Genomic DNA, 25355 nt, shown 5'->3' with positions numbered 1-25355 from the left:
CACCTTATTTCGTCAGCGTGCGTGAAATAACAAGCCGTTGAATTTCTTGCGTTCCCTCATAAATCTGGGTGATTTTCGCATCACGCATAAACCGTTCGACTGGATAGTCTTTTGTATAGCCATAGCCACCGAAAATTTGCACTGCTTCTGTCGTTACGTTCATCGCTGTGTCACCCGCCATCAGCTTCGACATGGCTGATGCTTTTCCGTACGGCAGTCCTTCTGATTCAAGCCACGCTGCCTGGTATGTCAACAGACGCGCTGCTTCTATCGAAGTTGCCATATCAGCTAGTTTAAACGAAATCCCTTGATTGGCTGCAATTGGTTTACCAAATTGCTGCCGTTCTTTTGCATATTCAATTGATGCATCCAGTGCTCCCTGAGCAATACCGACTGCCTGGGCTGCAATCCCGTTGCGTCCCCCGTCAAGCGTCATCATCGCCACTTTAAATCCTCCGCCAACTTCGCCAAGAACGTTTTCTTTCGGCACCCGGCAGTTATCAAAAATAATTTCTGTCGTCGGCGATGAACGGATGCCAAGTTTCTTTTCTTTTTTGCCGACAGAGAACCCTTCAACGTTTTTTTCGATTATAAACGCAGTTGTTCCTTCATCACCAGTTGCAAACACAACATATATATCAGCAATTCCGCCATTTGTAATAAAAATTTTCGACCCATTTAATATGTAATGATCACCATCTTTGCGGGCTGTCGTCTTCATCGCGCCTGCGTCTGAACCGGAGCCGGGTTCAGTCAATCCGTACGCACCAATCTTTTTCCCCAATGCCATCGGTTTTAAATAGGCTTGTTTTTGCTCCTCTGTACCAAATGTGTAGATTGGCCAGCCGGCAAGCGAGGTGTGAGCAGATAACGTGACTCCTGTTGATGCGCACACACGGGACAGCTCTTCTATCGCAATGCAGTATGCGAGATAATCACTGCCTATCCCGCCGTATTCTTCCGGCCACGGAATACCTGTCAAGCCGAGATCCGCCATTTTTTCAAAGATCTCCATATCAAACCGTTCTTCTTCATCACGTTCTGATGCTGTTGGTGCAACTTCATTCTTGGCAAAATCACGCACCATTTTGCGAATCATCTCATGCTCCTCTGATAATGTGAAATTCATTCTCCCATTCCCCCGCTCGTTATTTTAACAATTGTTTGCTGATCACAATGCGCTGAATCTCTGAGGTGCCTTCGTAAATTTGTGTCACTTTCGCGTCCCGAAAATATCGCTCAGCCGGATAGTCTTTTGTATAGCCATATCCGCCAAAAATCTGTACACATTCAATCGACGCATCAACGGCTGTCTGCGATGCAAACAATTTCGCCATTGCCGCTTCTTTTCCGCATGGGAGCCCCCTTGATCGCATATCTGCTGCTCGATACACAAGTAGACGTGCCGCTTCTATTCCTGTAGCTATATCGACCATTTTAAATGAAATATCCTGCTGAGCAGCAATCGGCTTGCCAAATTGGCACCGTTCTTGTGCGTATTTCACAGCACATTTATATGCCGCTTCCGCAATGCCGAGCGCCTGTGCCGCGATCCCAATTCTGCCCCCATCAAGATTGGCCATCGCAATGTTAAATCCTTTCCCTTCTTGACCAAGCATATTTTCAGCCGGGATCCTTGCATCCTCAAACGTCACTTGTACTGTGCTTGATCCGTGCAGCCCCATCTTCCGTTCTTCTTTGCCGATGACAAGGCCAGGTGTCCCTTTTTCGACGACAAAAGCAGAAATACCACGGTCTGTTTTAGCAAAAACAATAAACGTATTTGCGGCTCCACCGTTTGTAATAAACGCTTTTGTACCGTTTAATTCGTAATAAGCCCCTTTGTGTACAGCTGTCGTTTTCAACGAAGCCGCATCGGAACCGGATGACGGCTCCGTTAAACAAAATGCTCCCAGCCATTGGCCTGACGCGAGTTTCGTCACATATTTTTCTTTTTGGGATTCTGTGCCAAAATAAAGTATCGGATTCGTCCCGACAGAGGTGTGGACGGATAAAATTACTCCAACCGCCGCGCTTACTTTTGACAGTTCATGAATGGCGATTATATATGATGTGAAGTCCATATCACTTCCACCATAAGTAGAAGGAACCGTCATTCCCATCAACCCAAGTGACGACATTTTCTTCACAATGTCATGTGGAAATACTCCCGATTCCATTTGTTCCACAAACGGTGCAACTTCTTTTTCCGCAAAATTCCGGACCAATTGCCGAGTCAATTCCTGCTCATCGGTCAGACGAAATTCCATCCAAATCGCCTCCGTTTATTCGTACAAATAGAATCCGCGCCCCGCTTTTTTTCCGACCCAACCCGCTTTCACATACTTCCGGAGCAATGGACATGGCCTGTATTTATCGTCACCAAAACCTTCATGTAGAATTTCCATCGCCGACAAACATGTATCAAGCCCAATAAAATCCGCAAGTTCAAGCGGTCCCATCGGATGATTCATTCCAAGTTTCATTACTTGATCGATCGATTCCTTTGTTGCAACCCCTTCATACAGCGTGTAGATCGCCTCATTAATCATCGGCATCAAGATTCGGTTTGACACAAAACCAGGGAAATCATTTACTTCCACAGGTACTTTTCCAATCGTTTTCGTCAAGTCCTCAACCTTTTTATACACCTCATCCGCCGTTGCCAGTCCGCGGATAATTTCTACCAGTTTCATGACCGGCACCGGATTCATAAAATGCATCCCGATCACTTTTTCAGGCCGGTCCGTCGCCGCGGCAATTTCTGTTATTGGCATAGATGACGTATTTGATGCGAGAATAGTATGATCAGGCGTAATTTCATCAAGCTGAGCGAAAATGTTCCGTTTGATTTCCATGTTCTCCACAACCGCTTCAATGACAATGTCCACGCCCCCTGCGTCATTTATATCTATTGTTTTATGAATGCGTGCAAGAACAGCTGATTTTTCCGCCTCAGTCATTCGCTCTTTTTGAACGGAACGAAACAGATTTTTAGATATCTTGTCCATTCCGTGGTCAATTTGTTCCGGCTTAAGATCATAAAGAAACACATCATATCCGGCCTGTGCACAAACTTGTGCAATTCCTGATCCCATCTGGCCGGCACCGATCACCATTATCTTCTTTATCTTCAATGAATACCCTCCTGTTCTGAACGGGTAAAACGAGAAGCGGAATAATGCGCCTCGTTTCCTTATGCACTTTTTTCTTCTTCTTTTGCACCGTAAATTGATTTCTCAAGAAGTTCCGCAACATCATAGGTGGAAACCTGGTCGTCCACTTCTTTCGCTTTCGTTCCATCGCTCAGCATCGTCAGGCAGAACGGACAGCCGGAACTGATAACGGATGGATTCACATCGAGCGCCTGCTCTGTACGGGCAACATTAATACGGTGGCCGGTGTCTTCCTCCATCCACATAAGTCCTCCTCCAGCGCCGCAGCACATGCCCGTTTCCCGGCGCCGCGTCATTTCAACCAGCTTTACACCAGGAATGGATTTTAAAATTTCCCTTGGCGGATCGTATACATCATTGTACCGGCCGAGGTAACAGGAATCGTGGAACGTAATTGTTTCGTCGACGGCATACCGCGGCTTCAATCGTCCTTCTTTCACGAGAGCACCCAACAGTTCCGTATGATGATACACGTCAGCCGTAAAGCCGAAATCCGTATATTCATTTTTAAAAATATTGTATGCATGCGGATCGATCGTCACGATTTTTTTCACATCATTTTTTTCAAACTCCGCAATGTTCGCTGCAGCAAGCTCCTGGAACAAAAATTCATTGCCGAGACGGCGAGGCGTGTCGCCCGAGTTTTTTTCTTTATTGCCGAGAATCGCAAATGATACGCCTGCTTCATTCATCAGCTTCGCAAAAGCCAGTGCGATCTTTTGGCTGCGGCTGTCAAATGCGCCCATTGAACCGACCCAGAATAAATATTCCGGCTCTTCTCCTGCTTTTTTTGCTTCTTTTATCGTCGGAATATAAACATCATCGCGAATCTCACGCCATTTTTCTTTATCTTTCCGGTTCAGCCCCCACGGATTTCCCTGACGCTCAATGTTCTGCATTGCACGCTGCGCGTCCGGATTCATTTTTCCTTCTGTCAGCACAAGATAACGGCGTAAATCAATAATTTTATCGACATGTTCATTCATCACCGGGCACTGGTCTTCACAGTTACGGCAAGTGGTGCATGCCCAAATCTCTTCTTCCGTAATGACATCGCCAATCATCGACGGACTGTACGGATCAATACCCTTGGCGATTTTATTTCCCTGTGTATCTGCGAACGCGAACGCCGGCACCCACGGCTGCTGTGATGTCAATGCAGCACCTGTAAACGTGAGATGGTCGCGCAATTTCACGATCAAGTCCATTGGCGACAGCATTTTCCCTGTGCCGGTTGCCGGACACATATTGGTACAGCGTCCACATTCCACACACGCATAAAAATCGATCATTTGCGTGCGTGTGAAATCCTGTACTTTCCCCACACCAAAGGACTCCTGTGTTTCATCTTCAAAGTCAATTTTACGGAGCGTGCCCGCTCTATTTAACCGGTGGAAATATGTATTCACCGGACCGGCTATTAAATGTGCATGCTTAGACTGCGGCACGTACACAAGGAACGTGAGCAGCACGAATAAATGGATCCACCACATGACATAAAATAAGGCGATGACAATTTGCTGCGGCAGCCCGGCAAATATGACCGCAATTGCCGAAGCAACTGGTTCCACCCATGTAAAATGAATTGTTTCTTCATGCCAGATAAGATACATGCCATTTCCCGCTAAAACCGAAAGCATTAATGCCCCGATGAAAATAAGCACAAGCCCGCTTTTCCAACCCCGTTTCAGACGCACCAACTTTTCAATATACCGGCGGTAAAATGCCCAGACGACCGCAACGAGAATCATCAGTGTCACAATTTCCTGAAAAAAAGTAAATCCCCCATATAGTGGTCCGAGCGGTAAATGTGCACCAGGTACGATCCCTTTAATAATGAAATCGACCGCGCCGAGCTGCACAAGAATAAACCCGTAAAAAAACATGACGTGGATCGCACCGCTCTTTTTATCTTTTAATAATTTTTTCTGTCCAAAGACGTTCACCCAAATATTCCGGATTCGTTCGTCTTTACGCTGATCAAACTCTTCTTTTTTGCCAAGCTTAATAAATTCGTACCGTGTTTTCAGCAAATACACGAATAGCCAGCCTGCGTAAGCGATTACAAAAATGGCGGCAATTAAATTAAGCCAGAGTAGACCGTTCATAACCGTGCACTCCCTTCCCCCTAAAAATTCCCCTTTGATTACTTTTATCCTAATATATGAATGAGCATTCAGTCAACCGTCTTGCAAAGAAATTTTTAACTGTATTTCCATGTTTTTTGAAAAAATTTTACAAAAAAAAGCTGCCAGACAAGGTCTGACTGCTTTTTTCGATTACATTTTTTCCGGTGCGGATACACCGATTAGCGCTAGTGCATTTTTTAACGTAATTTGTACAGATTTTACGAGGGACAGGCGTGCATTAGACAATTCTTCATTGTCTTTATCAACGACTTTTTCCGCTCCGTAAAAGCTGTGGAAAGTGGAGGCAAGCTCCTGCACGTAGTTCGTTATGCGATGCGGAATTCGCTTTTCTGCTGCTTCTGCAACAACCTGCGGGAAATCGCCGACTTTTTTCAGTAAATCGATTTCTTTTTCAGCTGTTAAAAGAGACACATTTGCATCTTTAGAAACCGCCAGCCCCTGCTCGGCTGCCTGGCGCAAAATGCTGGAAATACGGGCATGTGCGTATTGCGCATAGTAAACCGGATTTTCATTTGACTCCGATACCGCAAGATCAAGGTCAAAATCCATATGCGTATCGCCGCTGCGCATCGCAAAGAAATAACGAACCGCATCAAGACCGACTTCTTCAACAAGTTCACGCATCGTCACTGCTTTCCCGGTCCGCTTGCTCATCTTCATTTTTTCCCCGTCTTTGTACAGCTGTACCATTTGAATAACTTCCACTTCAAGGTTATTCGGGCTGATACCCAGCGCTTCAACGGCCGCTTTCATACGGGGAATGTACCCGTGATGATCCGCTCCCCAAATATTGATTACTTTTTCGTGGCCACGCTCAAATTTGTCTTTATGGTACGCAATATCCGGTGTTAAATACGTGTATGTGCCATCTTGTTTACGAAGTACACGGTCTTTATCATCACCGAAAGCAGTCGAACGGAACCAAACGGCACCCTCTTCTTCAAACACGTGTCCATTTTGGCGAAGTGCTGCAAGTGCTTCATCAATTTTGCCGTTTTCGTACAATGATGTTTCTGAATACCAAACATCGAATTTCACACGGAAATCAGCAAGGTCTTTTTGTAATTTAGCCAGCTCATACTTAAGACCGTGTTCACGGAACGCTTTGTAGCGCTCTTCTTCCGACAAGTTTACGAATTTGTCGCCAAATTCTTCTGCTAGTTCTTTCCCAATGCCGATAATGTCTTTGCCATGGTAGCCGTCTTCGGGCATTACTTTATCATGGCCAAGTGCTTGAAAGTAGCGTGCTTCAACGGACAAAGCAAGGTTGTGAATCTGGTTTCCAGCATCGTTAATATAATATTCGCGCGTAACGTCATAACCGGCTTTTTCCAGCACATTACATAAGGAATCGCCAACAGATGCACCGCGGGCATGCCCAAGGTGAAGGTCGCCGGTCGGATTAGCCGAAACGAATTCGACCTGAATTTTTTGATTATTGCCGGCGTTCGATTCGCCATATTTTCCGCCTTCTTCAAGCACAGCTGGAACGAGATTGGTTAAGTAGCTGTTGTTCAAGTAAAAATTGATAAAACCGGGACCTGCGATATCAATTTTTTCAATTGAACCTTTTGACAGATCAATGTTCTGCTGAATGGCTTCGGCTATTTGACGGGGTGCTTTTTTCGCCACGCGTGCGAGCTGCATCGCCATATTTGTTGAATAATCGCCGTGCGCCTTTTCTTTTGGCGTTTCCAAAATAACCGCCGGGATTTCATTTTCTGCGGCAAGTCCCGCTTTCAGCACAGCTGCTTTAATTTCCTCTTTCAGCTGTGTCTGCATTTGTTCTGCAATGTTCACAATTGTTCCTCCAGTTCGTATTGAATGTTCATTGTATACGTGCCGACCGGGTCTCCCTGCATAAGCAGCCTGTATGTGAGCTGCGCATGTCCTGTGCCCGCGTCGTTCGTGTCGTGTTCGAAAGATGTCGTGTCTGTCGTGACTAAGAGGGTTCCGTACTGGCTTTCATATGAGCCGTTTAGCTGCTGCCCCTGTTCAAAAACCATCCGCATTTTCAGCGCACCGCTTCTCAAAATAAGTGCATTTTCCTTTGCGAGCTTCACGATCGTATGAACGACGCCCTCTTCCTGTACTTCGTCATATTTTAAAAACGTGGAACCATCTTTTTTGAACAGGCGCCCGAACAGTGACAATTCAAACGTCTCTTTCTCCCCTTCGTGCGCCACATCCGTCTTCACCCGGATTTTCACCGGCATCTGCTCATCTGCCACGCCGAATCACTTCCTTTTTCAATGTGTGTTTATTTTATCACAGAAAGTCGAGAGGCAGAAATCTTGTTTTTTCATTTGTAAACATGACGAAATGAGGTTTCCCAAAAACAAAAAGAGCGTCCGGTTCAGATCCAGACGCTCCATGACTATTTAAAAGAAACCAAGCAGCATTTCGCGAATAATCTTTGATGCTGTATTCGCTGTTTGTTCAGAGTTATCGTAAATCGGTGCAACTTCTACAAGGTCCGCACCAATTACGCTTACATCGGAACCTGCAATGGCATGAATCGATGCAAGCAATTCTTTTGAAGTAATGCCGCCGCAATCGACTGTTCCTGTACCCGGTGCATGAGCAGGATCCAGGACGTCGATATCGATCGTGACATAAACCGGACGTCCAGCAAGTGATGGGAGTACTTCTTTTAACGGCTCAAGCACCTCAAATTTTGAAATGTGCATGCCGTTTTCTTTCGCCCATTCGAATTCTTCTTTCATGCCGGAGCGAATGCCAAATGAATACACATTAGATGGACCGATATGTTCCGCTATTTTGCGAATTGGCGTTGAATGTGACAACGGCTCTCCTTCATATTCTGTACGCAAATCCGTATGCGCATCAAAGTGAATGATCGCTAGGTTCTCATACTTTTTCGCCGCCGCTTTCATAACCGGCCACGATACAAGGTGCTCGCCGCCCATACCGAGCGGTTTTTTGCCGGCATCCAACAAGCCGTCAATATATTCTTCAATGACGTCAAGGCTGCGCTGTGGATTTCCGAACGGGAGCGGAATGTCGCCCGCATCAAAATACGCAACTTCATGAAGCTCGCGGTCTAAATACGGGCTGTACTCCTCAAGACCAATCGACACTTCCCGGATGCGGGCCGGACCAAAACGGGAACCTGGGCGATAGCTGACCGTCCAATCCATTGGCATTCCATATAACACAACATCGCTGTCTTCATAAGACGTCTGTGTGCCGATGAATACATTTCCTGAATACGCTTCGTCAAATCTCATAATCAGGTCAAATCCTGCACGAATTTTGGCAGTGCAAATGATGCTTTGTGCAGTTCTTTCGTGTAATATTTTGTCTCAATTTCGTGGAAACGGCTGTCTTCCACTGAAAGCGGATCGTATTTTTTCGAACCGATTGTGAAGCACCAAAGACCACTTGGATACGTTGGAATGTTCGCTGTGTACAATCGTGTAATCGGGAAGATTTCTTTCACATCTGCCTGTACCTGGCGGATTAAGTCCGCTTTAAACCAAGGGTTGTCACATTGCGCAACGAAAATGCCGTCGTCTTTCAGCGCTTTTGAAATGCCGGCATAAAACCCTTTCGTAAACAAGTTGACAGCCGGTCCTACTGGCTCCGTGGAGTCAACCATGATCACATCATACTCGTTTTCAGATTCAGCGATGTGCATGAATCCATCACCTACTTTTACTTCAACACGCGGGTTTTCAAGTTCCCCCGCAATTTCTGGCAAATAGATTTTCGAGTATTCGATTACTTTTCCATCAATTTCAGCAAGTGTCGCTTTTTTCACGGATGGATGCTTTAGCACTTCACGGATGACACCGCCATCACCGCCGCCCACTACAAGCACGTTTTCTGGATTTGGGTGTGTGAAAAGCGGCACATGGGCGACCATTTCATGATAGACAAACTCATCACGCTGGCTCGTCATCACCATGCCGTCTAAAAACAGCATGTTGCCCCACTCTTCTGTCTCTACCATCTCTAAATATTGAAAATCGGTCTGTTCTGTATGCAAAGTACGTTTCACTTTCATTGTGATGCCGTAATTGTCAGTCTGCTTTTCGGTATACCATAATTCGCTCATGATTTTCATCCTCTCTTTCAAGACTTACGGAAAAAAGTATAGAACAATTTGACGAAAAAGCATAGTGATTTTATGTTAAGACGTTTAAAAAAGTGGAATTGTTTTCATACTGAACATAAATCATGAAGAAGGAGGCCGCTATTGCATGAAAAAATGGATCAAGTGGATTGGCGTTGTGGTAATTTTATTTATCGGTGCAGCTGCTCTGCTCATTTACGCATTGTACACCGCCGGACCGCCGGACACAACCGTTTCACGCTCGACCATTTTTTACGCGGCTGATGGAACGAAAGCGGCGGAATCCCATGCAGGCGAAAAAAGGTACTGGGTAAAGCTCGACGATATCTCCCCCCATGTAGTGAACGCAGTTATTGCAATAGAAGACAAAAAATTTTATCGACATTTCGGGTTTGATTTAAAACGCATTGCCGGGGCTATTGTTGCAGACGTGAAAGCTATGGCAAAGGTGCAGGGTGCGAGCACCATCACCCAGCAATATGCGCGAAATATCTTTTTAACGAATGACAAAACATGGAAAAGAAAAATAAAAGAGGCGTGGTATGCGGCTCGAATTGAACTTTTTTATTCCAAGGATGAAATTTTGGAAGGATATTTGAATAGCGTTTATTTCGGACACGGTGCATACGGTATTGAAGCAGCTTCCCGTTTTTATTTTGACAAATCGGCGGACTCCCTTACCATTTCAGAAGCTGCACTTTTAGCCGGCATCCCAAAAGGCCCTTCTATTTACTCACCGCTCGCTTCGCGGGAAAAAGCTGAAGAACGGCGCCGTCTTATTTTGTCCGAAATGAACCTGCCTGAGAAAGACTATGAGGAGGCAATAGGGGAAGTGCCTGACATTACTGGCTTCAGCCCCGAAAATCAAACAAATGCACCATATTTTATCGATGCGGTCCGTACCGAGCTGGAAGCGCTCGGCTTTCTTGAGCAAAGTGGGCTCAAGGTGTACACAACACTGAATCCCAAACATCAAAAAGCGGCAGACGAAGCATTAAAGAACGGGATCGATTCATCAGCTCGCATTGAAGCCGCCCTTGTCTCGATTAACCCGACTAATCACTTCGTTACCGCCTTGACTGGAGGGCGCGATTATCGTATCAGCCCATTTAACCGGGCGGTGCAGGCGGTCCGTCAGCCTGGATCGTTGCTAAAACCATTTTTATATTACGCAGCTCTTGAAAAAGGCTTTACACCTGTCACGATGCGTAAAAGCGAACCAACCACATTTAATGAAACGTATAAACCGAAAAACTTTAACAGTCAATACGCTGAGCGCAATGTAACGATGGCCGAGGCGCTTGCCGTATCGGATAATATTTATGCAGTAAAAACAAATATGCTCCTTGGACCGGAGACCCTCGCACAGACAGCAAAACAATTTGGGATCACATCGAAACTAGAAGCCGTTCCGTCACTCGCACTCGGAACATCCGGCGTTTCTGTTGTAGAAGTGGCGAATTCCTATGCCACAATTGCAGCAGGGGGGGTCTATGCTGACCCTGTATTTATTAAGAGAGTCGAAAGTACAGATGGCGCCATACTGTACGAGCATAAAAAACGGACAGAACAGCGGTTTGATAAGAAAAAAATGGCTGTTCTCACCCATATGATGACAGGAATGTTTGACGGGTCCATGAGTGATTATGCAACGCCTACAGGAGCCGTTCTTGCGGACAGGTTAACGAGGACATACGCAGGAAAATCGGGCTCGACACCGTTTGACTACTGGATGGCGGGATTCACGCCGTCTGCAGTTTCAGTGGTGTGGACTGGTTATGATGACGGGTCGGAAATTACAAAAACAGAAGATCGATCACGTGCGAAAGTGATTTGGGCAGACTATATGGAAGCAATTCATAAAGGAAAAAAACCTGCATTATTTAAGCAGCCGGCTGGTGTGACAGCAGCTGCAATTGATTTAAAGAGTGGGAAACTTGCATCAAGCGACTGTCCGGATGGACATACGATAGTATTTGAAAAAGGCACGGAGCCAGCTGAATCATGCCCTCCCGCTCCGAATAAATATGAAGATTTGGTTTTTCCGGAGCTTCCCGATTGGTTCCGATGACATGCAAAAGCCCGGGGGTGCTGTCCCCGGGCGATTTGCATGTCCTAGATTATGCAAGTTTATGCAATTTAAGTTTACTTTTTTTCACGAACTCCGGCAACAGGAGAACGCCGAAAACGAAAATGTTCACATTGTTGACACATTTAGCAGAAATTATCCGATCGTTAAACCGTCTTTCAGTTCATCAGATGATCGTTCCCACATTTCCGCGTTATGTGTCATGAGAAAATCACGTAAAATGTCTTTTGATTTATCGTCCATATCTGACACAATAATATGCCTCTTTAATGATTTATCCATCCGGTTCACGTGCTCAGGCAATGATTTGTATCCCCTGCGAATGTCACGGTTAACGGTCATTTCACAGGCTGTGACACCTGCGTAATAAGGTCCTGCTTCGTTTCGGTCGACTGTAACCCAGACAAGCCAGTACGGTTTTGCCCCTTGCACTTCTTCCTTGTTCGGCAAAAACTTAATTCCTTTTTCAACAGCACTGCGCGCATGCATCGCACCGATATCTATGTGGGCCGATCCATCTTCCACGTCAACGATGACGGGCGACACATTCTCTAAGCTTAGCGCACCTTTTCCAAATCCTTTATGGCCATCGGTTGGATCATTTTTAATGATATTGAAGCCGACTTTCTTTTTTTGTTCCATTGAAGTGATCCTCCTCTTTTATAAAAATATGCTGAAAATGGATTGAAAACCAGTCATGACAGCACGAGTCATAACAGATAAAAATGGATGTATGGAGTAATCTCCCAAAGGTGTAATGACTAAAATTAAAAAGAGCAGCACCCCGTACTGTTCATACTGTGTCATTTTCATCCTCGTGTGCGGCGGCGCCAGATCCTCAATAATACGGTAGCCATCAAGAGGTGGAAATGGCAGCAAGTTAAAGACAAACAGTAAAACATTCAGCCACACCATCATGTTTAAAAGCTCAATTGCAAACGATGGGGCGCTTCCAATAATAAAAAATAAAATCCCAAACGCGATAAAAGCAATAAGAAAGTTGCTGAGCGGCCCGGCAAGTGATACAAGTACGCCGGCAAGCTTCGGATTCGCGAAATTGCGCCGGTTCACAGGCACTGGACGCGCCCAGCCAAACCCTGCCAGTAAAATAAACAGTGTCCCAATTGGGTCAAGATGATGCACCGGGTTCAGCGTTAATCTTCCCTGGTCTTTCGCCGTATCATCTCCAAACTTGTATGCCGTATACGCATGAGCAAATTCATGAACTGTAAACGCGACCAGTAAAGATATAATAACAAACGGCATTTCTTCAAGTGAAAACGCTAGAAAGTTTACTGAAAAGTTTTCCAATAATTATATCTCCTTTTAATTGTAGTAGTCGTTGGTCTTAACAACAAACCGCGCCATTCTTATATGCAACAATATGAAAGAGACCGAACCTATTATGCTAACCGAAATAGTTATACAAGTATCGATGAAGTGAATATTCCTGTTAGGATAAATAATCCACCTCGACTTCATCAACTTTCACTTTCGGTAAATCTCCAAGATGCTTCTTATTTTCCGTTTCACTGACCGGCTGGATGATTCATCCCGCAGAATATCTACCGGAAAATACAATTTATGATCGGTGCGCCGTTTGCCTGTAATCGCATCAACAATTTCCGACTTGCCTGACAGCTCCTGAAGTGACTCATCTTTCATTTGCAAGTAAATCGGCTGACGCTCGGACTCTATGCCCGGACGGTAAAAGTCATATGGTAAATCGGAAGACGAATCATGTACAAGATAGTAATCCGGGTCAATGCCTGCTTTTCGGAACAACTCTTCTAATTCGGTGTATTTCTGCTTTTCTTCCTCGGGATCAAACTCTACATATTTAAATAAATTCCGGTCCATAAATCGGCTGCACAAATCACGTAAAATCGCATCCTCTTCATCTTGCCACACTTGGAAATAAAACATCACAACCGATTCATCAAGCTTCAAGTAATCTTTTAGTGTACAATCTCCTTCAAAAAGCGAATGAAAATGCACAGGTTCATATGTAAATGAATATCCTTCTTCATATAACACTTTCGCCCGGTGCAGCGTTTTCGACAGCAGCACTTCTGCACTGCGCGTCACCGGATGGAAATAAATTTGCCAGTACATTTGATAGCGGCTCATGATATAGTCCTCGACCGCATGCATGCCACTCTGCTTAAAAACAGCTTGTTCTTCCCTCGGACGAATAACTCGTAAAATGCGCTCCATATCAAAATGACCGTAACTAACCCCAGTATAATAAGCATCCCGCTGCAAATAATCCATTCGATCGGCATCGATTTGGCTTGAAATTAAACTGACTACGAGTTTATTTTCATACGATTTATTAATAACTGCCGCTACTTTTTCAGGAAAATCAGCACTTACCTTTGACAATACCCGGTTAATATCCGTATCCCCTAGTACAATGCGTTCTGTATATTCCTCGTGATCGAGTCCGAATACTTTTTCAAACGAATGCGAGAAAGGTCCGTGACCGACATCATGCAAAAGAGCTGCGCATAAGCTTAGGAGCCGTTCATCGGAGTTCCATTCCGGCCGTCCGCGAAACACATCATCTACCATTCGGCGTACAATCTCATACACGCCGAGCGAATGATTGAATCGACTATGTTCTGCCCCGTGAAACGTAAAATATGTCGTGCCGAGCTGGCGGATCCGGCGCAGCCGCTGAAACTCTTTTGTGCTAATCAAATCCCAGATGACTGTATCGCGCACGTGCACATAGCGATGAACTGGATCTTTGAACACTTTCTCTTCTTTCAACTTCTGCTTTGCGTAGCTCATAACCTACCTCCCGCCAGTCTTATTTTTGTCCATTATAACGGAAAAACGAATCTTTATGGGAAAATTCGCACTGTAACTCGCATATACTGTTTGCATAAATAGAAAAATCACCTATTTCAGAAGAAAAGGTGATTATCTTTATAACTTTAATTTTTTAACGATTTTTTCCATTAGCTCATCTTCTGTGAGTGCCGCAACCGGTCGATTATTCACAAAAGCAAACGTCTTTTTACGGCCCGGTCCGCAGTATGACTGACATTTAATATCAATCGTTGCTTCCGGATCGAGTTTTTCGAGCTTTGGAATCAATGTTTTAAGATCGACTGCCTGACAATCATCGCAAACGCGAAATTCATTTGCCATTTAAAACATTCCTTTCCCTTACATTCAACCGGTATTTTACATGGAAAGAAGGGTGTTTGCAAGCTTTCTAATCTTCTTTGTGCTGCCGGTATATAATTAGGCGATTCTGGCTATCCTATTTTTAAAGACTATTCCATAAAGGAGAGATGAATCAATGAAAATTCGTCAAGATGCCTGGTCAGAAGAAAATGACTTGCTGCTCGCAGAGACTGTTCTCCGCCACGTGCGTGAAGGCAGCACACAGTTAAATGCATTTGAAGAAGTCGGCGACGTACTAAACCGCACATCCGCTGCCTGTGGATTCCGATGGAACGCTGTTGTCCGCCAACAATATGAAAAAGCACTAAGCCTTGCAAAAAAACAGCGGAAGCAACGAAGCCGGTCTCTTGAGAAAAAAGTAATCTACACACCAAAGACGGAGGGAGTCACCATGACCGACGTAATTGGTTTTTTACAAAGCTTAGAATCCGTCGATATGTTAAAAGCCGAAAACGATAGACTTCGTGCTGAAAACGAAAAACTTCAACATAAACTTCAAAAAATTGAGCAGTCATCTGAAACGATGCAGGAAGACTATGAAACATTAATGAAAATAATGAATCGTGCCCGTAAATTTGTCGCACTCGACGATGAAGAATCGCCTTCCGTCACATTTAAAATGGAACGAAACGGCAACTTAGAAAAAATGGCGGAATGACCTATCCAAAAGCTCTTTCGTTTCGCTCAACCATTCGGTCTAAATATCCGTCAAATAAGTCGGCTTCAAACGGAGACGTTGCTCCGGCGTCCAGCGGTCCACCGATTTCTTTCAGAGAATGCAAGAACCGGACAATCACATCCTCGATGGTTAAATCGATCCCGATTAATTCAGCAAGCGATGCCATTACATCCGGCTGAATATCGGGATATACCCATTTCGTTTCTGCTCCTTGTTTTGCCGCTTCGTAAAACTCACGAATTTGCGCTGCCCGCTCGGCCCCGCTTCCAGTAACGCACAAATATATTTGAACCACAACCCCTTTTCGAAGACGCCGCTGTGAAATACCGGCAAATTTCTTCCCGCCAATGCTCAAGTCATAACTCCCCGGGCAGTACGATCCAACAATTTCATAAGCATCAATCATTTGATCAGGAAACATGCGGCGAACAAGCGCGTACATCGCTTCGTACCCCCGGTCGATATCTATGCCTTTTTCCGTATCCGGCATAATTAATGACAAATTCAGCACTCCTTCATCAAGCATAACCGCAAGACCGCCTGAATTGCGGACGATGACATGATAACCAAAGTCTTTCAGAACTTGGATCCCCTCTTTTAAGAATGGAAGCTTTGTATCTTGAATACCTAGAACGACGGTATCGTGATGTACCCACGTCCGTACCGTCGAGGGGCTTTTCCCTGCGCCAACCGCCGTGCAGAGGGCATCATCTGCTGCAAATGAATGAATAGGATTAAATCCAGGTCCGTAAGCAGATTGGTCGATAAAACGCCATACCGGGCGGCGAAGTAAGTCTTGTGATTGATCCATAAGGGTTTCTCCTTCTTGTTTTGCTTATCTTTACTGTAGCCTTATGATCCCAGTCATTCAAGTGTTTTATCCAGCTGCAGCTTTAACGAAAGGCAAATTTCTTCAAGGCTATTTGCTGGTGAATTGCCCGTTAAATTGGCTCCATGAAGCCGCTCATTATGGCAAGAAACCCTTCCGGTGAATGAAGATTTACTTTGTGGTATAGTGATGTTGAGACTAATTACATAGGAGTGAAGATCATGAGTGAAGCAGCAAAAACACTTGAAGGCTGGTATTGCCTGCATGATTTCCGGACAATTGATTGGACAACATGGAAAATGCTGTCAAGTGATGAACGCGAAGGCGCTATCAGCGAGTTTCGAAAATTTCTAGAAAAATTAGATTCTGCGCATGAACAGAAAACTGGAAGCCATTCGTTTTACAGTGTTGTTGGCCAAAAAGCTGATTTTATGCTAATGATTTTGCGCCCGACAATGGAAGAATTGAATGTGATTGAAAATGAATTTAACAAGCTAAAAATCGCTGAATATACGATTCCAGCCTATTCATACGTTTCGGTTGTCGAGCTTAGCAACTACCTTTCTTCTGACGAAGATCCGTATCAAAACCCGCAAATTCGTGCGCGTTTGTATCCGGAACTTCCAAAGACACAGTACGTTTGCTTCTATCCAATGGACAAGCGGCGTCAAGGTGAAGACAACTGGTACATGCTTCCGATGAAAGAGCGCGGAAATTTGATGCGCAGCCACGGCATGATCGGCCGCCAGTACGCAGGCCTTGTGAAGCAGATCATTACTGGGTCAGTCGGTTTCGACGACTACGAATGGGGCGTCACGCTTTACGCCGATGACGTACTGCAATTTAAAAAATTAATTTACGAAATGCGTTTTGATGAAGTAAGCGCACGCTATGGCGAATTTGGTTCATTCTTCGTTGGAAATTTATTGACAGACGAAAAATTCGCACAAATGATGCACGTTAATTAAATCGTTTTGCGGTAACCGTGTCCTTATAAGGGCACGGTTTTTTGATGATGTATTGCCTCTGCTGAATGACAGCGCAGAAAATTAATGACCGGCGTGAAATAGCGTCCTCAATAGCAGGTCACACGTCACGATCCTTCTGCATACATTACATAGGGAGGTGAAGTTGGGCAGCTGTTGTTATAGCCAAGATGAACTACGCTTCTTGTACGGATTATGCGGGCAGAAGCAGAAGATGACGAACCGCTCGGGATGCTGATGGTCGGTAAAGCAGGTGTCAACCGTACTTGCGCTGACTGTCTGGTTATCAATCAAATACGATCCATTCAAGATATGGTTTTTCAGCCACCCGGCGGTTTTGATGCCACTACTTTTACAGACCGCTTCCGTCCGATTGTCTGCGTGTATATTGAATAAGGGGGAATAATGAAGATGAATCCTTACGGTTACATGGCGATGCCTGTTCAGCAAGTACCCGCACCTAGTCCCGGACTAGTACCAGGCCCAGGAGCGCCTCCGGGCCAGCCTGTCGTCGAAGAGTCCTACATCGAAAATATTTTCCGGCTGAACCGCGGAAAAATGGTGACTGTTTACACAACATTCGAAAACAATAAAGAATGGAATGCAAAAGTATTCCGAGGACGTATTGAAGCTGCTGGACGCGACCATTTAATTTTAAGCGAACCATCTACTGGACGACGGTACTTAATCCCTCTTCTTTATTTGGATTACGCCACATTTGACGGCGAAATTGCGTACGAATATCCGTTCCATACAAGGTAAAAACACAAAAGGTGACCCCGTTAGCCGGGTTCACCTTTTCATTTACATATTTTTTACTGCCGCCGCAATTACTAACACCCAGGCAGCCAAAAAGGCAAGTCCTCCAAGCGGTGTAATAGCGCCAAGTTTACTGATTGCTGTTACCGCCAGTACAAACAAACTGCCCGAGAATAAAATGATTCCAGCAAGCATAAGCCAGCCGGACCAATTGAGGAGCGAACTTCCCGGAAACTGCCCCATTAAAAATCCGACAATCATTAGTCCGATCGCATGAAACATTTGATACTGTACCGCTGTTTTCCAGATTTCTAAATACTTTGGTTCGACTTTTCCTTCCAGTCCATGTGCGCCAAATGCACCGAGCGCAACAGCTAAAAAGGCGTTGATAGCACCTAAAATCATGAATAATTTCATTTTTATTCTCCTTTAAAAATCAAAAATAGAATCTCCATTTGACCCATCATCTGCCACTATCCGCTCTGTCTGCCGAATAGAAGACTGGGGCATTTGCGTCATCCCCGATAATTCTTGAACAGGAGGAGACACATAATCTTCCGACCCGATCAACAATTCACACATCGATTTAATCGCATACACATGCCGCTCAAAATCCGATGACGCAGCATTTCTCGCTGCGTTCATTTCCTGCTCCATTTTCAAGAGAACTTTTTCATGTGATACATTCATTTCTTCTCACCTGCTTTCGGAGAAAATTTGTAGCATGGATGTCCCGATGATCGCCGGACCACAATGGATGGCATCTGTTTCGTTTTGAAACCGTACGCCCCGCATCCTCTTGGCGATGCAGGTTCCCACGTCACGAAAAAATGCTGGCACTTCATACAATTTGGTTCAGTAGACAATCTCTTCTCTCCTTTATTGTAGCAAAAATCGACATGTTTCACGTGAAACTCTTACGATAACTCGTTCATACACCAATTAATTGGTTTCTCGCCCATCTCAGCAAGAAGTTTATTTGTCTTAGAAAACGGACCGCTTCCAAAGAAGCCTCTCGACGCAGACAGCGGACTTGGATGCGGAGATTGAATCACAAAATGTCTGCTTTCGTCGATCAAAGACTTCTTGCTTTGGGCAGGACGGCCCCAGAGTATAAATACAGCAGGTTTTTCCCGTTCGTTGATAAGAGTAATCACCCGGTCTGTAAATGTCTCCCACCCTTTGGCGCGATGTGAATGAGCTTGTCCAGCGCGGACGGTCAGAACCGTGTTTAATAAAAGCACCCCTTCATCCGCCCACTGTTTTAAATAACCGTGGGTTGGCACCATACAACCGAGATCCGTATGCAATTCTTTGTATATATTTCTTAAAGACGGCGGAACCGCCACACCAGGCTGAACGGAGAAACTAAGACCGTGAGCCTGTCCCGGTCCATGGTACGGGTCTTGCCCTAAAATGATTACTTTCACCTTTTCATATGGCGTATAATGAAGTGCATTGAATATGTCGTTCATCTGCGGATATATCGTATTGCTTTTATATTCTTCTTGTAAAAATGACTGGAGCTTTTTGTAATATGGAGCCTCAAATTCATTTTGAAGCAGCGGTCCCCAATCATTTTGTAAAATTTGATTCGTCATACGGTTCACCTCTCTATTCATTATAAAGGAATCAACAATTGTTTAAAAACAATGTGAATAAGAGAAGATGTTAGAGTATGATCGACAATTAAACTGCTTTTCAACCATCAATATGCTCATCCGCTTTAGGGTGTCGTGTTTAGGATAAGAAAAAACGGCCCGGAGGCCGTCTGTTTATCCGAAATACGTAATTTTCTGTTCAATGGGTGTGCGCGCTTTCGCTTTTGGCAATTCATCATAATATCCGAATTGAAGCATAGCTAAAATGCGCTCGCCCGGTTTTACATCAAGTGCCTGTCTAAATTTTGGCAACTCCATCCACGCTGGCGTTTTCCAGCATGTTCCAATCCCTTTTCCCCAGGCGAGCAGCTGTGCATTTTGAATGAGTGCACTTGCCGCAGAAAAATCTTCAAGTCTTTCCTTTTGACGCACATCCTCCGGAACGACGACAAACACAAACGCGCCAGGCAGTTTAAATCCTGCTGTCTTCTTTTCAATTTCTTCTTCTGGAAGCTGTCCCCAATTTGGAATGGTGCATTCTTTCATCGTATTCCGGATTGCATCAAGTCCATTCTCGGCCGCAACAATAAAACGCCACGGCTCACGGTTTCCGTGATTCGGCGCCCATGACGCCACATCCAAAATCTCCACTATGTCTGACTGTGAAACGGATCGTCCATTAAATTTTTTAATCGAGCGGCGTTCCGCAATAATTGCCTGTATTGATTGACTCATCCTCCACACCCCTATTCAAATAGTTTTCCACTACCATCATACGAAAAAAGCTAGATTTTCGCTATTGGGAATAATTTTTAGTACAATGAACAAATAACTGATTTTGACTGGAGGCTGGACGGCATGGAACCGATTTTACCGGATAAAGTGCAGGAACTCATTGACCGGTTTGCCGGCGAGGAAATTTATCTTCACCTTGAAACGACGAACGGCGCATACGCTTCTCACTTTAACGAAAAGTTTTTCTCTGCAGGTGCCTATATCCGTAACGCAAAACTTATCTATGAACACGGAAAAATTGTCGGAGACGGACCATATCGGGTTGGTTTAAAGCTCGAAATTGGCTGGGTGTATGCAGAAGGATTAACGCATTATGGTTTTGATGAAGATGGGCACTTGCTGATGGCAGGCCATGACTTTGACGGGAAACTGGCTGTTGCTTTGCAAATAGGCAAAACGCCGTTTAAATAAACGAAAGGGCTGAAGAAGATGAAAACGATGGAAGTCGAACAAGAGCGGCACGTTCTCGTTATTTTCCCTCATCCGGATGATGAAGCATTCGGTGTATCAGGGACAATCGCTATTCATACAGGGCGCGAAACACCGGTTACATATGCATGCTTGACGCTAGGTGAAATGGGACGCAATCTTGGAAATCCCCCCTTTGCAACACGTGAATCTCTTCCGGACATTCGCAAAGCTGAATTAAAAAAAGCTGCAGAAGCGATTGGTATTCAGGATTTGCGTATGATGGGGCTGCGCGATAAAACTCTAGAATTTGAGGATGATCAAAAAATGATGGATCTTGTGACTGATTTAATTCATGAACTTGACCCATCATTAATCATCACCTTTTATCCAGGCTATTCCGTTCACCCAGACCATGAAGCGACAGCACGTGCCGTAGTTCGTGCCGTTCGGGCTATTGAAGAAAACAAACGTCCGAAGCTTCATTGTGTAGCATTTGCGAATAATACACTTGAAGAAATCGGGCCAGCAGATATCCATTATGATATCCGCCACGTATATGATCAAAAAATGGATGCAATGAAGGCCCACATTTCACAAACAATCTGGATGCTGAAAGATCTTGAGTCCGGTGTAGCACAAGAAGGCAGTGAACTGCACGACCGTTTTAATTATGAGCACTTCTGGACATATACGTTTGATGAAAATGATAAAGTGAGCGAGATCAAATAAAAAAGCAGGCCCTTTGCCTGCTTTTTTACTTTATATTAATAAATTAAATAATAATGGATCATTGTTGATTTCCATGTAGGGGAAGCCATTTTCTTTCATTCGTTTCACAAGCGGCTCGTAATCTTCTTTATATTTCAGTTCAATTCCGACAAGTACCGGACCTTCATCCCGGTTAGTACGCTTCGTATACTCAAAACGTGTAATATCATCTTGCTCGCCAAGTACTTGATCCATAAATTTCCGGAGTGCCCCTGCCCGCTGCGGGAAAGTCACGATGAAGTAATGCTTAAGCCCTTCGTAAATCAGTGATCGTTCTTTTATTTCCTGCATGCGTTCGATGTCGTTATTCCCTCCGCTGACGACACATACGACGTTTTTCCCTTTAATTTCATCCTTGTAAAAGTCAAGTGCCGCAACGGATAATGCGCCGGCTGGTTCCGCAACAATTGCATTTTCATTATAAAGCTGTAAAATCGTTGTGCACACTTTGCCTTCTGGAATGATAGAAATACCATCCAAAACGTCCATACAAATCTCCATTGTTAAATCGCCGACCTGTTTCACCGCGGCGCCGTCAACGAATGGATCTATTGTACCAAGGCGTGTGACTTTCCCTTTATTTAAAGAAGCTTTCATGCCGGCTGCACCTTCTGGCTCCACGCCAATCAACTTTGTATTCGGGCTTATTCCTTTTATATAAGAACCGACACCGGCAGCTAATCCTCCGCCTCCGATTGAACAGAACATGTAATCAATTGGCGCCTGCATATCGTTCAAAATTTCCACGCCGACTGTGCCCTGTCCGGCAATTGTCCGGTAGTCGTCGAAAGGATGAACAAACATTTTTTCTTCTTCTGTGCAATATTCCATTGCCGCTGTATAAGAATCGTCAAATGTATCCCCTGTCAACACAACGGAGACTTTGTCGCCGCCGAACCGTTTTACCTGGGATACTTTTTGGCGCGGCGTTGTCGACGGCATAAAGATTTTTCCTTCAATCCCGAGCGCATAGCATGAATACGCCACACCTTGCGCGTGGTTGCCGGCACTTGCACAAACAACTCCTTTTGCCCGCTCTTCTTCCGTTAAGCTTCGGATAAAATTATAAGCGCCCCGGAGTTTAAAGGAGCGGACAATCTGCAAATCTTCCCGCTTTAAATACACATTACAGCCATAACGTGCGGATAATAGTTCATTTTTTTGCAGCGGCGTTTTTACGACTACATCTTTTAGCACTTGATTCGCCACTACAATTTCTTCAATTGATACTTTCGACAAGGTCATTCTCCTTCTTTATTCGAATTTTAAGAATAATTGTATCATTTGACCACACTTCGTTCCAGTGCATCTTCAATCGCTTTTGCTACGCCGCTGTCATTGTTAATGGCTGTTTCAAATCGGCATACTTTTTTTATATTTTCATCGGCATTGCCCATCGCATATGAATAGCCGACACGCTCAAGCATCGACAAATCATTGTAGTTGTCTCCAACCGCAAGGGCATCCTTCATTGAAAGGCCTTTTGACGACAAAAAAGCTTCAAGTGCGATCCCTTTTTGCGCCTGATCATTCGTCACTTCCAGGTTTTCACTTCCAGAGGAGCTGATAGCAACACCCTCTATCCCATCCAGACGGTCTGCCGCTTTTTGCAATAAATCATAATCGGTTGAAAACACAAAAAATTTATAAATGTGCTGATCCGTGTCCCGTATAATTTCTTCATAATCGTCCACCTGCTTCACAAGACCTTGATCCATCCGCAATTTAGCCCGCTCACGAATATCGTCAATGTTTGTCTCAGGATGTGCTGACAAAATGATGTCAATTAAAAGTTCAACCGCTTTCTCCGGATTATCCGTATATGTACCCTCATTTGTGTAAACTTCAAAGTATACGCCGACATCCTTTAAACGGCGATAAAGATCATAAGCAAGGTCGTCTTCAAGTGCCGTGAATTGAATGACTTTTCCCGCCGCATCGCGCACTTCCGCACCGTTTACCGCAATAATCGGGCACTCAATCCCGGTGCCTTCTAATGCAAAACGTGCTTCAGCGTAAGAACGACCTGTGGCGACAATCACTTCCACACCTAGTTCCTGCGCTTTTTTAATCGCTTTACGATTTGCTTCGCTCACTTCCATTTCCCCGTTCAGTAACGTGCCGTCCATATCCGTTGCGATGCTTGTAATCATTCTTTTCACCTTCTCGTTTATATTTAATCCCTTCTTATTTTAACATGAAAATACTTCGGAATACGGAAAAAAGCGTTGTTCTATAAGCACCAAGAGTTGTAAGCGGAACCATAAATCGGTTTTTATAAATGGATAATTTAAATAGATTTTCGGGAATAGATGAAACGTTGGGCTAAAAATTTATACAACTGTACCTGCTGAATGTTTCATTTATCAATGGGCTCTTAGTTGACCAAATGACGAAGTTTATGCACATAATTATTTTAATAAAGCGTAACTCTCTAAACTTTTTTTCGTATAATCGGGTTAACATGATATGTTATGCAACAGAAAGGGTGTGTCACTGTGACAAACAAACTCTGGTTCCAGACTGGAATCGGCATATTACTCACAATGCTTATTATTTTTATGTTCCAGGAAATCCGCGAAGTATTTAATCCTCTTGTCATTGTCGCGAAAACCATTTTCCTGCCTTTGCTTCTAGGCGGTGTTTTATTTTATTTAACCCGTCCGCTTATGAAGTCGCTCGAATCAAAAAAATTGCCGCGCTGGGCATCACTGACGACCGTGTTGATCATACTCGGGCTCGTTTTCTGGCTCATTTATGCCATTATTGGCCCTGTCGTTAATAGTCAGGTATCGTCACTCATTCACAACACTCCACAAATGGTCAAAGAAAGTGAAAAAGCGCTGGATTATGTACTGAATCAAAAGGACCGTCTTCCACCGGTTGCAGTTGAATCCCTTGAAAACGCAACAGGAAGGCTGAACGAGTTTGTAATGGGCTTTGGCACTTGGCTTATTGGTTTTATTCAAGGCCTCATACAAGGGCTGTTTTTAATCATTCTCGTGCCATTTTTCCTCGTATATATGCTAAAAGATCATGAGAAATTTGTACCGTTTGTGTCCGGTTTCTTCTCCGGAGAAAGAAAAACGTGGGTTAAAAAAACACTTCATGACCTCGACGTGACACTCCGTTCGTACATACAAGGACAGCTGCTAGTAAGCTTCCTCGTCGGAGTTATGCTCTTGATCGGATATTTAATTATCCGTCTTGATTATGCGTTGTTACTTGCGCTGTTCGGAATGGTCACGAATGTCATTCCGTTTCTTGGACCATATATCGCGGTCGTGCCAGCCATTCTCATTGCACTTCTTCAAGAACCGCAAATGGCCCTTTACGTAGCCATTATCATGCTCATCGCCCAGCAAATTGAAAGTAATTTTATTTCACCGAACGTCATGGGCAAGGCACTCCATATTCATCCGCTGACAGTTATTACGGTAATCTTAGCAGCCGGCAACATTGCGGGAATTTGGGGAATCATTCTCGCGATCCCGACCTATGCTGTGATTAAAACAATCTTGTCAAACCTGTATCAAAAACGCACGGAAATACGCAACGCTGCGGCGAAAGAAGTCGATTAAATATTTAGGTCTCTCCGGAAATACCGGTGAGGCTTTTTCTTTGTGAAAATTCTCATTTTATGTTGTTTTTCTTTACCATTTCTTGAACAAAAAGTGAAATGTTAATATATTGGTAATGAACTGGTATCTGTTACGAAAAGTTCCTGTTATACTATTAATTAGAAATAGCAAAAAGGGAGGGCGGCGATTCTACCGAAAACGTATTGTTTATTCAATTTGTTGTTTTCAGTACTA

26 protein-coding genes and 1 pseudogene are annotated in these 25355 nt (G+C 44.4%); 8 read left to right on the top strand and 19 right to left on the bottom strand.

Annotation, left to right across the window (positions count from 1 at the left end):
* Positions 1-4: 4 nt before the first annotated feature.
* The 8 genes from BTO28_RS10955 to speE all read right to left on the bottom strand — a co-directional run bounded on the left by BTO28_RS10955 (position 5) and on the right by speE (position 9407).
* Entirely contained in the window at positions 5-1129 is a 1125-nt protein-coding gene (locus BTO28_RS10955; protein WP_076766173.1) for an acyl-CoA dehydrogenase, read from the bottom strand.
* Between the two features lie 19 nt (positions 1130-1148).
* Complete coding sequence (locus tag BTO28_RS10950; RefSeq protein ID WP_076766171.1) at positions 1149-2270, bottom strand: acyl-CoA dehydrogenase; 1122 nt, start codon at positions 2268-2270, stop codon at positions 1149-1151.
* Between the two features lie 15 nt (positions 2271-2285).
* Entirely contained in the window at positions 2286-3137 is an 852-nt protein-coding gene (locus tag BTO28_RS10945) for a 3-hydroxybutyryl-CoA dehydrogenase (RefSeq protein WP_076766169.1), read from the bottom strand.
* A gap of 59 nt (positions 3138-3196) precedes the next feature.
* On the bottom strand, positions 3197-5284 hold the full coding sequence (locus tag BTO28_RS10940) for a 4Fe-4S dicluster domain-containing protein (RefSeq protein ID WP_076766167.1): 2088 nt from the start codon (positions 5282-5284) through the stop codon (positions 3197-3199).
* 171 nt (positions 5285-5455) lie between these two features.
* Positions 5456-7126: an arginine--tRNA ligase gene (gene argS / locus BTO28_RS10935; protein ID WP_076766165.1), complete on the bottom strand. Its 1671-nt coding sequence runs from the start codon at positions 7124-7126 to the stop codon at positions 5456-5458.
* Entirely contained in the window at positions 7123-7557 is a 435-nt protein-coding gene (locus BTO28_RS10930) for a DUF1934 domain-containing protein (RefSeq protein ID WP_233129869.1), read from the bottom strand. The genes argS and BTO28_RS10930 overlap by 4 nt, the downstream gene beginning before the upstream one ends.
* Before the next feature lie 150 nt (positions 7558-7707).
* The gene (gene speB / locus BTO28_RS10925) at positions 7708-8577 is read right to left on the bottom strand and encodes an agmatinase (protein WP_076766163.1); all 870 of its coding nucleotides are present in this window, start codon (positions 8575-8577) and stop codon (positions 7708-7710) included.
* Positions 8578-8579: 2 nt separating this feature from the next.
* Positions 8580-9407 carry a polyamine aminopropyltransferase gene (gene speE / locus BTO28_RS10920; protein ID WP_076766161.1) on the bottom strand — a complete coding sequence of 276 codons (828 nt, stop codon included), beginning with the start codon at positions 9405-9407 and terminating at the stop codon, positions 8580-8582.
* Positions 9408-9552: 145 nt separating this feature from the next.
* Between speE and BTO28_RS10915 the strand changes: the two genes are divergently transcribed.
* The gene (locus BTO28_RS10915; RefSeq protein ID WP_076766158.1) at positions 9553-11496 is read left to right on the top strand and encodes a transglycosylase domain-containing protein; all 1944 of its coding nucleotides are present in this window, start codon (positions 9553-9555) and stop codon (positions 11494-11496) included.
* A gap of 153 nt (positions 11497-11649) precedes the next feature.
* Here BTO28_RS10915 and BTO28_RS10910 read toward each other — a convergent pair whose 3' ends face one another.
* The 4 genes from BTO28_RS10910 to BTO28_RS10895 all read right to left on the bottom strand — a co-directional run bounded on the left by BTO28_RS10910 (position 11650) and on the right by BTO28_RS10895 (position 14673).
* Complete coding sequence (locus tag BTO28_RS10910) at positions 11650-12156, bottom strand: YwhD family protein (RefSeq protein ID WP_076766156.1); 507 nt, start codon at positions 12154-12156, stop codon at positions 11650-11652.
* 18 nt (positions 12157-12174) lie between these two features.
* Positions 12175-12780 carry a site-2 protease family protein gene (locus tag BTO28_RS10905; protein ID WP_076766480.1) on the bottom strand — a complete coding sequence of 202 codons (606 nt, stop codon included), beginning with the start codon at positions 12778-12780 and terminating at the stop codon, positions 12175-12177.
* Positions 12781-13002: 222 nt separating this feature from the next.
* Positions 13003-14310: an HD domain-containing protein gene (locus BTO28_RS10900; RefSeq protein WP_076766154.1), complete on the bottom strand. Its 1308-nt coding sequence runs from the start codon at positions 14308-14310 to the stop codon at positions 13003-13005.
* A 138-nt stretch (positions 14311-14448) separates the two neighbouring features.
* Complete coding sequence (locus BTO28_RS10895) at positions 14449-14673, bottom strand: DUF1450 domain-containing protein (protein WP_076766152.1); 225 nt, start codon at positions 14671-14673, stop codon at positions 14449-14451.
* Between the two features lie 154 nt (positions 14674-14827).
* Between BTO28_RS10895 and BTO28_RS10890 the strand changes: the two genes are divergently transcribed.
* Positions 14828-15370: an RsfA family transcriptional regulator gene (locus tag BTO28_RS10890; RefSeq protein ID WP_076766150.1), complete on the top strand. Its 543-nt coding sequence runs from the start codon at positions 14828-14830 to the stop codon at positions 15368-15370.
* Between the two features lies 1 nt (position 15371).
* On the opposite strand, the gene BTO28_RS10885 is transcribed toward BTO28_RS10890, so the two are convergent.
* A complete protein-coding gene (locus BTO28_RS10885) occupies positions 15372-16202 on the bottom strand; it encodes a lipoate--protein ligase family protein (RefSeq protein ID WP_076766148.1) in 831 nt (276 codons plus the stop codon).
* A 239-nt stretch (positions 16203-16441) separates the two neighbouring features.
* Here BTO28_RS10885 and hemQ point away from each other — a divergent pair, with 239 nt between their 5' ends.
* From hemQ to gerQ, 3 genes and pseudogenes are all read left to right on the top strand, one after another.
* Positions 16442-17188 carry a hydrogen peroxide-dependent heme synthase gene (hemQ, locus tag BTO28_RS10880; protein ID WP_076766146.1) on the top strand — a complete coding sequence of 249 codons (747 nt, stop codon included), beginning with the start codon at positions 16442-16444 and terminating at the stop codon, positions 17186-17188.
* A 213-nt stretch (positions 17189-17401) separates the two neighbouring features.
* Positions 17402-17554: pseudogene (locus BTO28_RS10875) on the top strand (cell wall hydrolase); the annotation flags it as partial.
* Between the two features lie 63 nt (positions 17555-17617).
* A complete protein-coding gene (gene gerQ / locus BTO28_RS10870) occupies positions 17618-17968 on the top strand; it encodes a spore coat protein GerQ (RefSeq protein WP_076766144.1) in 351 nt (116 codons plus the stop codon).
* Between the two features lie 42 nt (positions 17969-18010).
* Here gerQ and BTO28_RS10865 read toward each other — a convergent pair whose 3' ends face one another.
* From BTO28_RS10865 to BTO28_RS10845, 4 genes are all read right to left on the bottom strand, one after another.
* Positions 18011-18382 (bottom strand): DUF423 domain-containing protein, encoded by a 372-nt coding sequence (locus BTO28_RS10865; protein WP_076766142.1) that lies wholly within the window; start codon positions 18380-18382, stop codon positions 18011-18013.
* Between the two features lie 12 nt (positions 18383-18394).
* Positions 18395-18655, bottom strand: coding sequence for a YwdI family protein (locus BTO28_RS10860; RefSeq protein WP_076766141.1), 261 nt, complete (start codon positions 18653-18655; stop codon positions 18395-18397).
* Positions 18656-18882: 227 nt separating this feature from the next.
* Positions 18883-19566, bottom strand: coding sequence for a uracil-DNA glycosylase (locus tag BTO28_RS10850; RefSeq protein WP_198936761.1), 684 nt, complete (start codon positions 19564-19566; stop codon positions 18883-18885).
* Positions 19567-19740: 174 nt separating this feature from the next.
* On the bottom strand, positions 19741-20301 hold the full coding sequence (locus BTO28_RS10845; protein WP_076766137.1) for a nitroreductase family protein: 561 nt from the start codon (positions 20299-20301) through the stop codon (positions 19741-19743).
* A gap of 123 nt (positions 20302-20424) precedes the next feature.
* Between BTO28_RS10845 and BTO28_RS10840 the strand changes: the two genes are divergently transcribed.
* Positions 20425-20772 (top strand): YojF family protein, encoded by a 348-nt coding sequence (locus BTO28_RS10840; protein WP_076766135.1) that lies wholly within the window; start codon positions 20425-20427, stop codon positions 20770-20772.
* 18 nt (positions 20773-20790) lie between these two features.
* Positions 20791-21501, top strand: coding sequence for a bacillithiol biosynthesis deacetylase BshB2 (gene bshB2, locus BTO28_RS10835; protein WP_083711496.1), 711 nt, complete (start codon positions 20791-20793; stop codon positions 21499-21501).
* 30 nt (positions 21502-21531) lie between these two features.
* Here bshB2 and ilvA read toward each other — a convergent pair whose 3' ends face one another.
* Entirely contained in the window at positions 21532-22785 is a 1254-nt protein-coding gene (gene ilvA, locus BTO28_RS10830; RefSeq protein WP_076766132.1) for a threonine ammonia-lyase IlvA, read from the bottom strand.
* Positions 22786-22820: 35 nt separating this feature from the next.
* Positions 22821-23693, bottom strand: a complete 873-nt coding sequence (locus tag BTO28_RS10825; RefSeq protein WP_076766130.1) for an HAD family hydrolase — start codon at positions 23691-23693, stop codon at positions 22821-22823.
* Positions 23694-24038: 345 nt separating this feature from the next.
* On the opposite strand from BTO28_RS10825, the gene BTO28_RS10820 reads away from it, so the two are divergent.
* Positions 24039-25121 carry an AI-2E family transporter gene (locus tag BTO28_RS10820; protein WP_076766128.1) on the top strand — a complete coding sequence of 361 codons (1083 nt, stop codon included), beginning with the start codon at positions 24039-24041 and terminating at the stop codon, positions 25119-25121.
* Positions 25122-25355 lie beyond the last annotated feature (234 nt).

The organism is Domibacillus epiphyticus (assembly GCF_001975785.1).
Lineage (GTDB): Bacteria > Bacillota > Bacilli > Bacillales > Domibacillaceae > Domibacillus > Domibacillus epiphyticus.
The sequence above is the reverse complement of the archived record's forward strand: the minus strand, read 5'-3'. Positions and strand labels throughout refer to the sequence as shown.

Coding starts and splice junctions, on each gene's coding strand:
- BTO28_RS10955 (WP_076766173.1), bottom strand. CDS start 1,129: ATGAATTTCACATTATCAGAGGAGCATGAGATGATTCGCAAAATGGTG.
- BTO28_RS10950 (WP_076766171.1), bottom strand. CDS start 2,270: ATGGAATTTCGTCTGACCGATGAGCAGGAATTGACTCGGCAATTGGTC.
- BTO28_RS10940 (WP_076766167.1), bottom strand. CDS start 5,284: ATGAACGGTCTACTCTGGCTTAATTTAATTGCCGCCATTTTTGTAATC.
- speB (WP_076766163.1), bottom strand. CDS start 8,577: ATGAGATTTGACGAAGCGTATTCAGGAAATGTATTCATCGGCACACAG.
- speE (WP_076766161.1), bottom strand. CDS start 9,407: ATGAGCGAATTATGGTATACCGAAAAGCAGACTGACAATTACGGCATC.
- BTO28_RS10915 (WP_076766158.1), top strand. CDS start 9,553: ATGAAAAAATGGATCAAGTGGATTGGCGTTGTGGTAATTTTATTTATC.
- BTO28_RS10910 (WP_076766156.1), bottom strand. CDS start 12,156: ATGGAACAAAAAAAGAAAGTCGGCTTCAATATCATTAAAAATGATCCA.
- BTO28_RS10905 (WP_076766480.1), bottom strand. CDS start 12,780: ATGCCGTTTGTTATTATATCTTTACTGGTCGCGTTTACAGTTCATGAA.
- BTO28_RS10900 (WP_076766154.1), bottom strand. CDS start 14,310: ATGAGCTACGCAAAGCAGAAGTTGAAAGAAGAGAAAGTGTTCAAAGAT.
- BTO28_RS10895 (WP_076766152.1), bottom strand. CDS start 14,673: ATGGCAAATGAATTTCGCGTTTGCGATGATTGTCAGGCAGTCGATCTT.
- BTO28_RS10890 (WP_076766150.1), top strand. CDS start 14,828: ATGAAAATTCGTCAAGATGCCTGGTCAGAAGAAAATGACTTGCTGCTC.
- BTO28_RS10885 (WP_076766148.1), bottom strand. CDS start 16,202: ATGGATCAATCACAAGACTTACTTCGCCGCCCGGTATGGCGTTTTATC.
- hemQ (WP_076766146.1), top strand. CDS start 16,442: ATGAGTGAAGCAGCAAAAACACTTGAAGGCTGGTATTGCCTGCATGAT.
- gerQ (WP_076766144.1), top strand. CDS start 17,618: ATGAATCCTTACGGTTACATGGCGATGCCTGTTCAGCAAGTACCCGCA.
- BTO28_RS10865 (WP_076766142.1), bottom strand. CDS start 18,382: ATGAAATTATTCATGATTTTAGGTGCTATCAACGCCTTTTTAGCTGTT.
- BTO28_RS10860 (WP_076766141.1), bottom strand. CDS start 18,655: ATGAATGTATCACATGAAAAAGTTCTCTTGAAAATGGAGCAGGAAATG.
- BTO28_RS10850 (WP_198936761.1), bottom strand. CDS start 19,566: ATGACGAATCAAATTTTACAAAATGATTGGGGACCGCTGCTTCAAAAT.
- BTO28_RS10845 (WP_076766137.1), bottom strand. CDS start 20,301: ATGAGTCAATCAATACAGGCAATTATTGCGGAACGCCGCTCGATTAAA.
- BTO28_RS10840 (WP_076766135.1), top strand. CDS start 20,425: ATGGAACCGATTTTACCGGATAAAGTGCAGGAACTCATTGACCGGTTT.
- bshB2 (WP_083711496.1), top strand. CDS start 20,791: ATGAAAACGATGGAAGTCGAACAAGAGCGGCACGTTCTCGTTATTTTC.
- ilvA (WP_076766132.1), bottom strand. CDS start 22,785: ATGACCTTGTCGAAAGTATCAATTGAAGAAATTGTAGTGGCGAATCAA.
- BTO28_RS10825 (WP_076766130.1), bottom strand. CDS start 23,693: ATGATTACAAGCATCGCAACGGATATGGACGGCACGTTACTGAACGGG.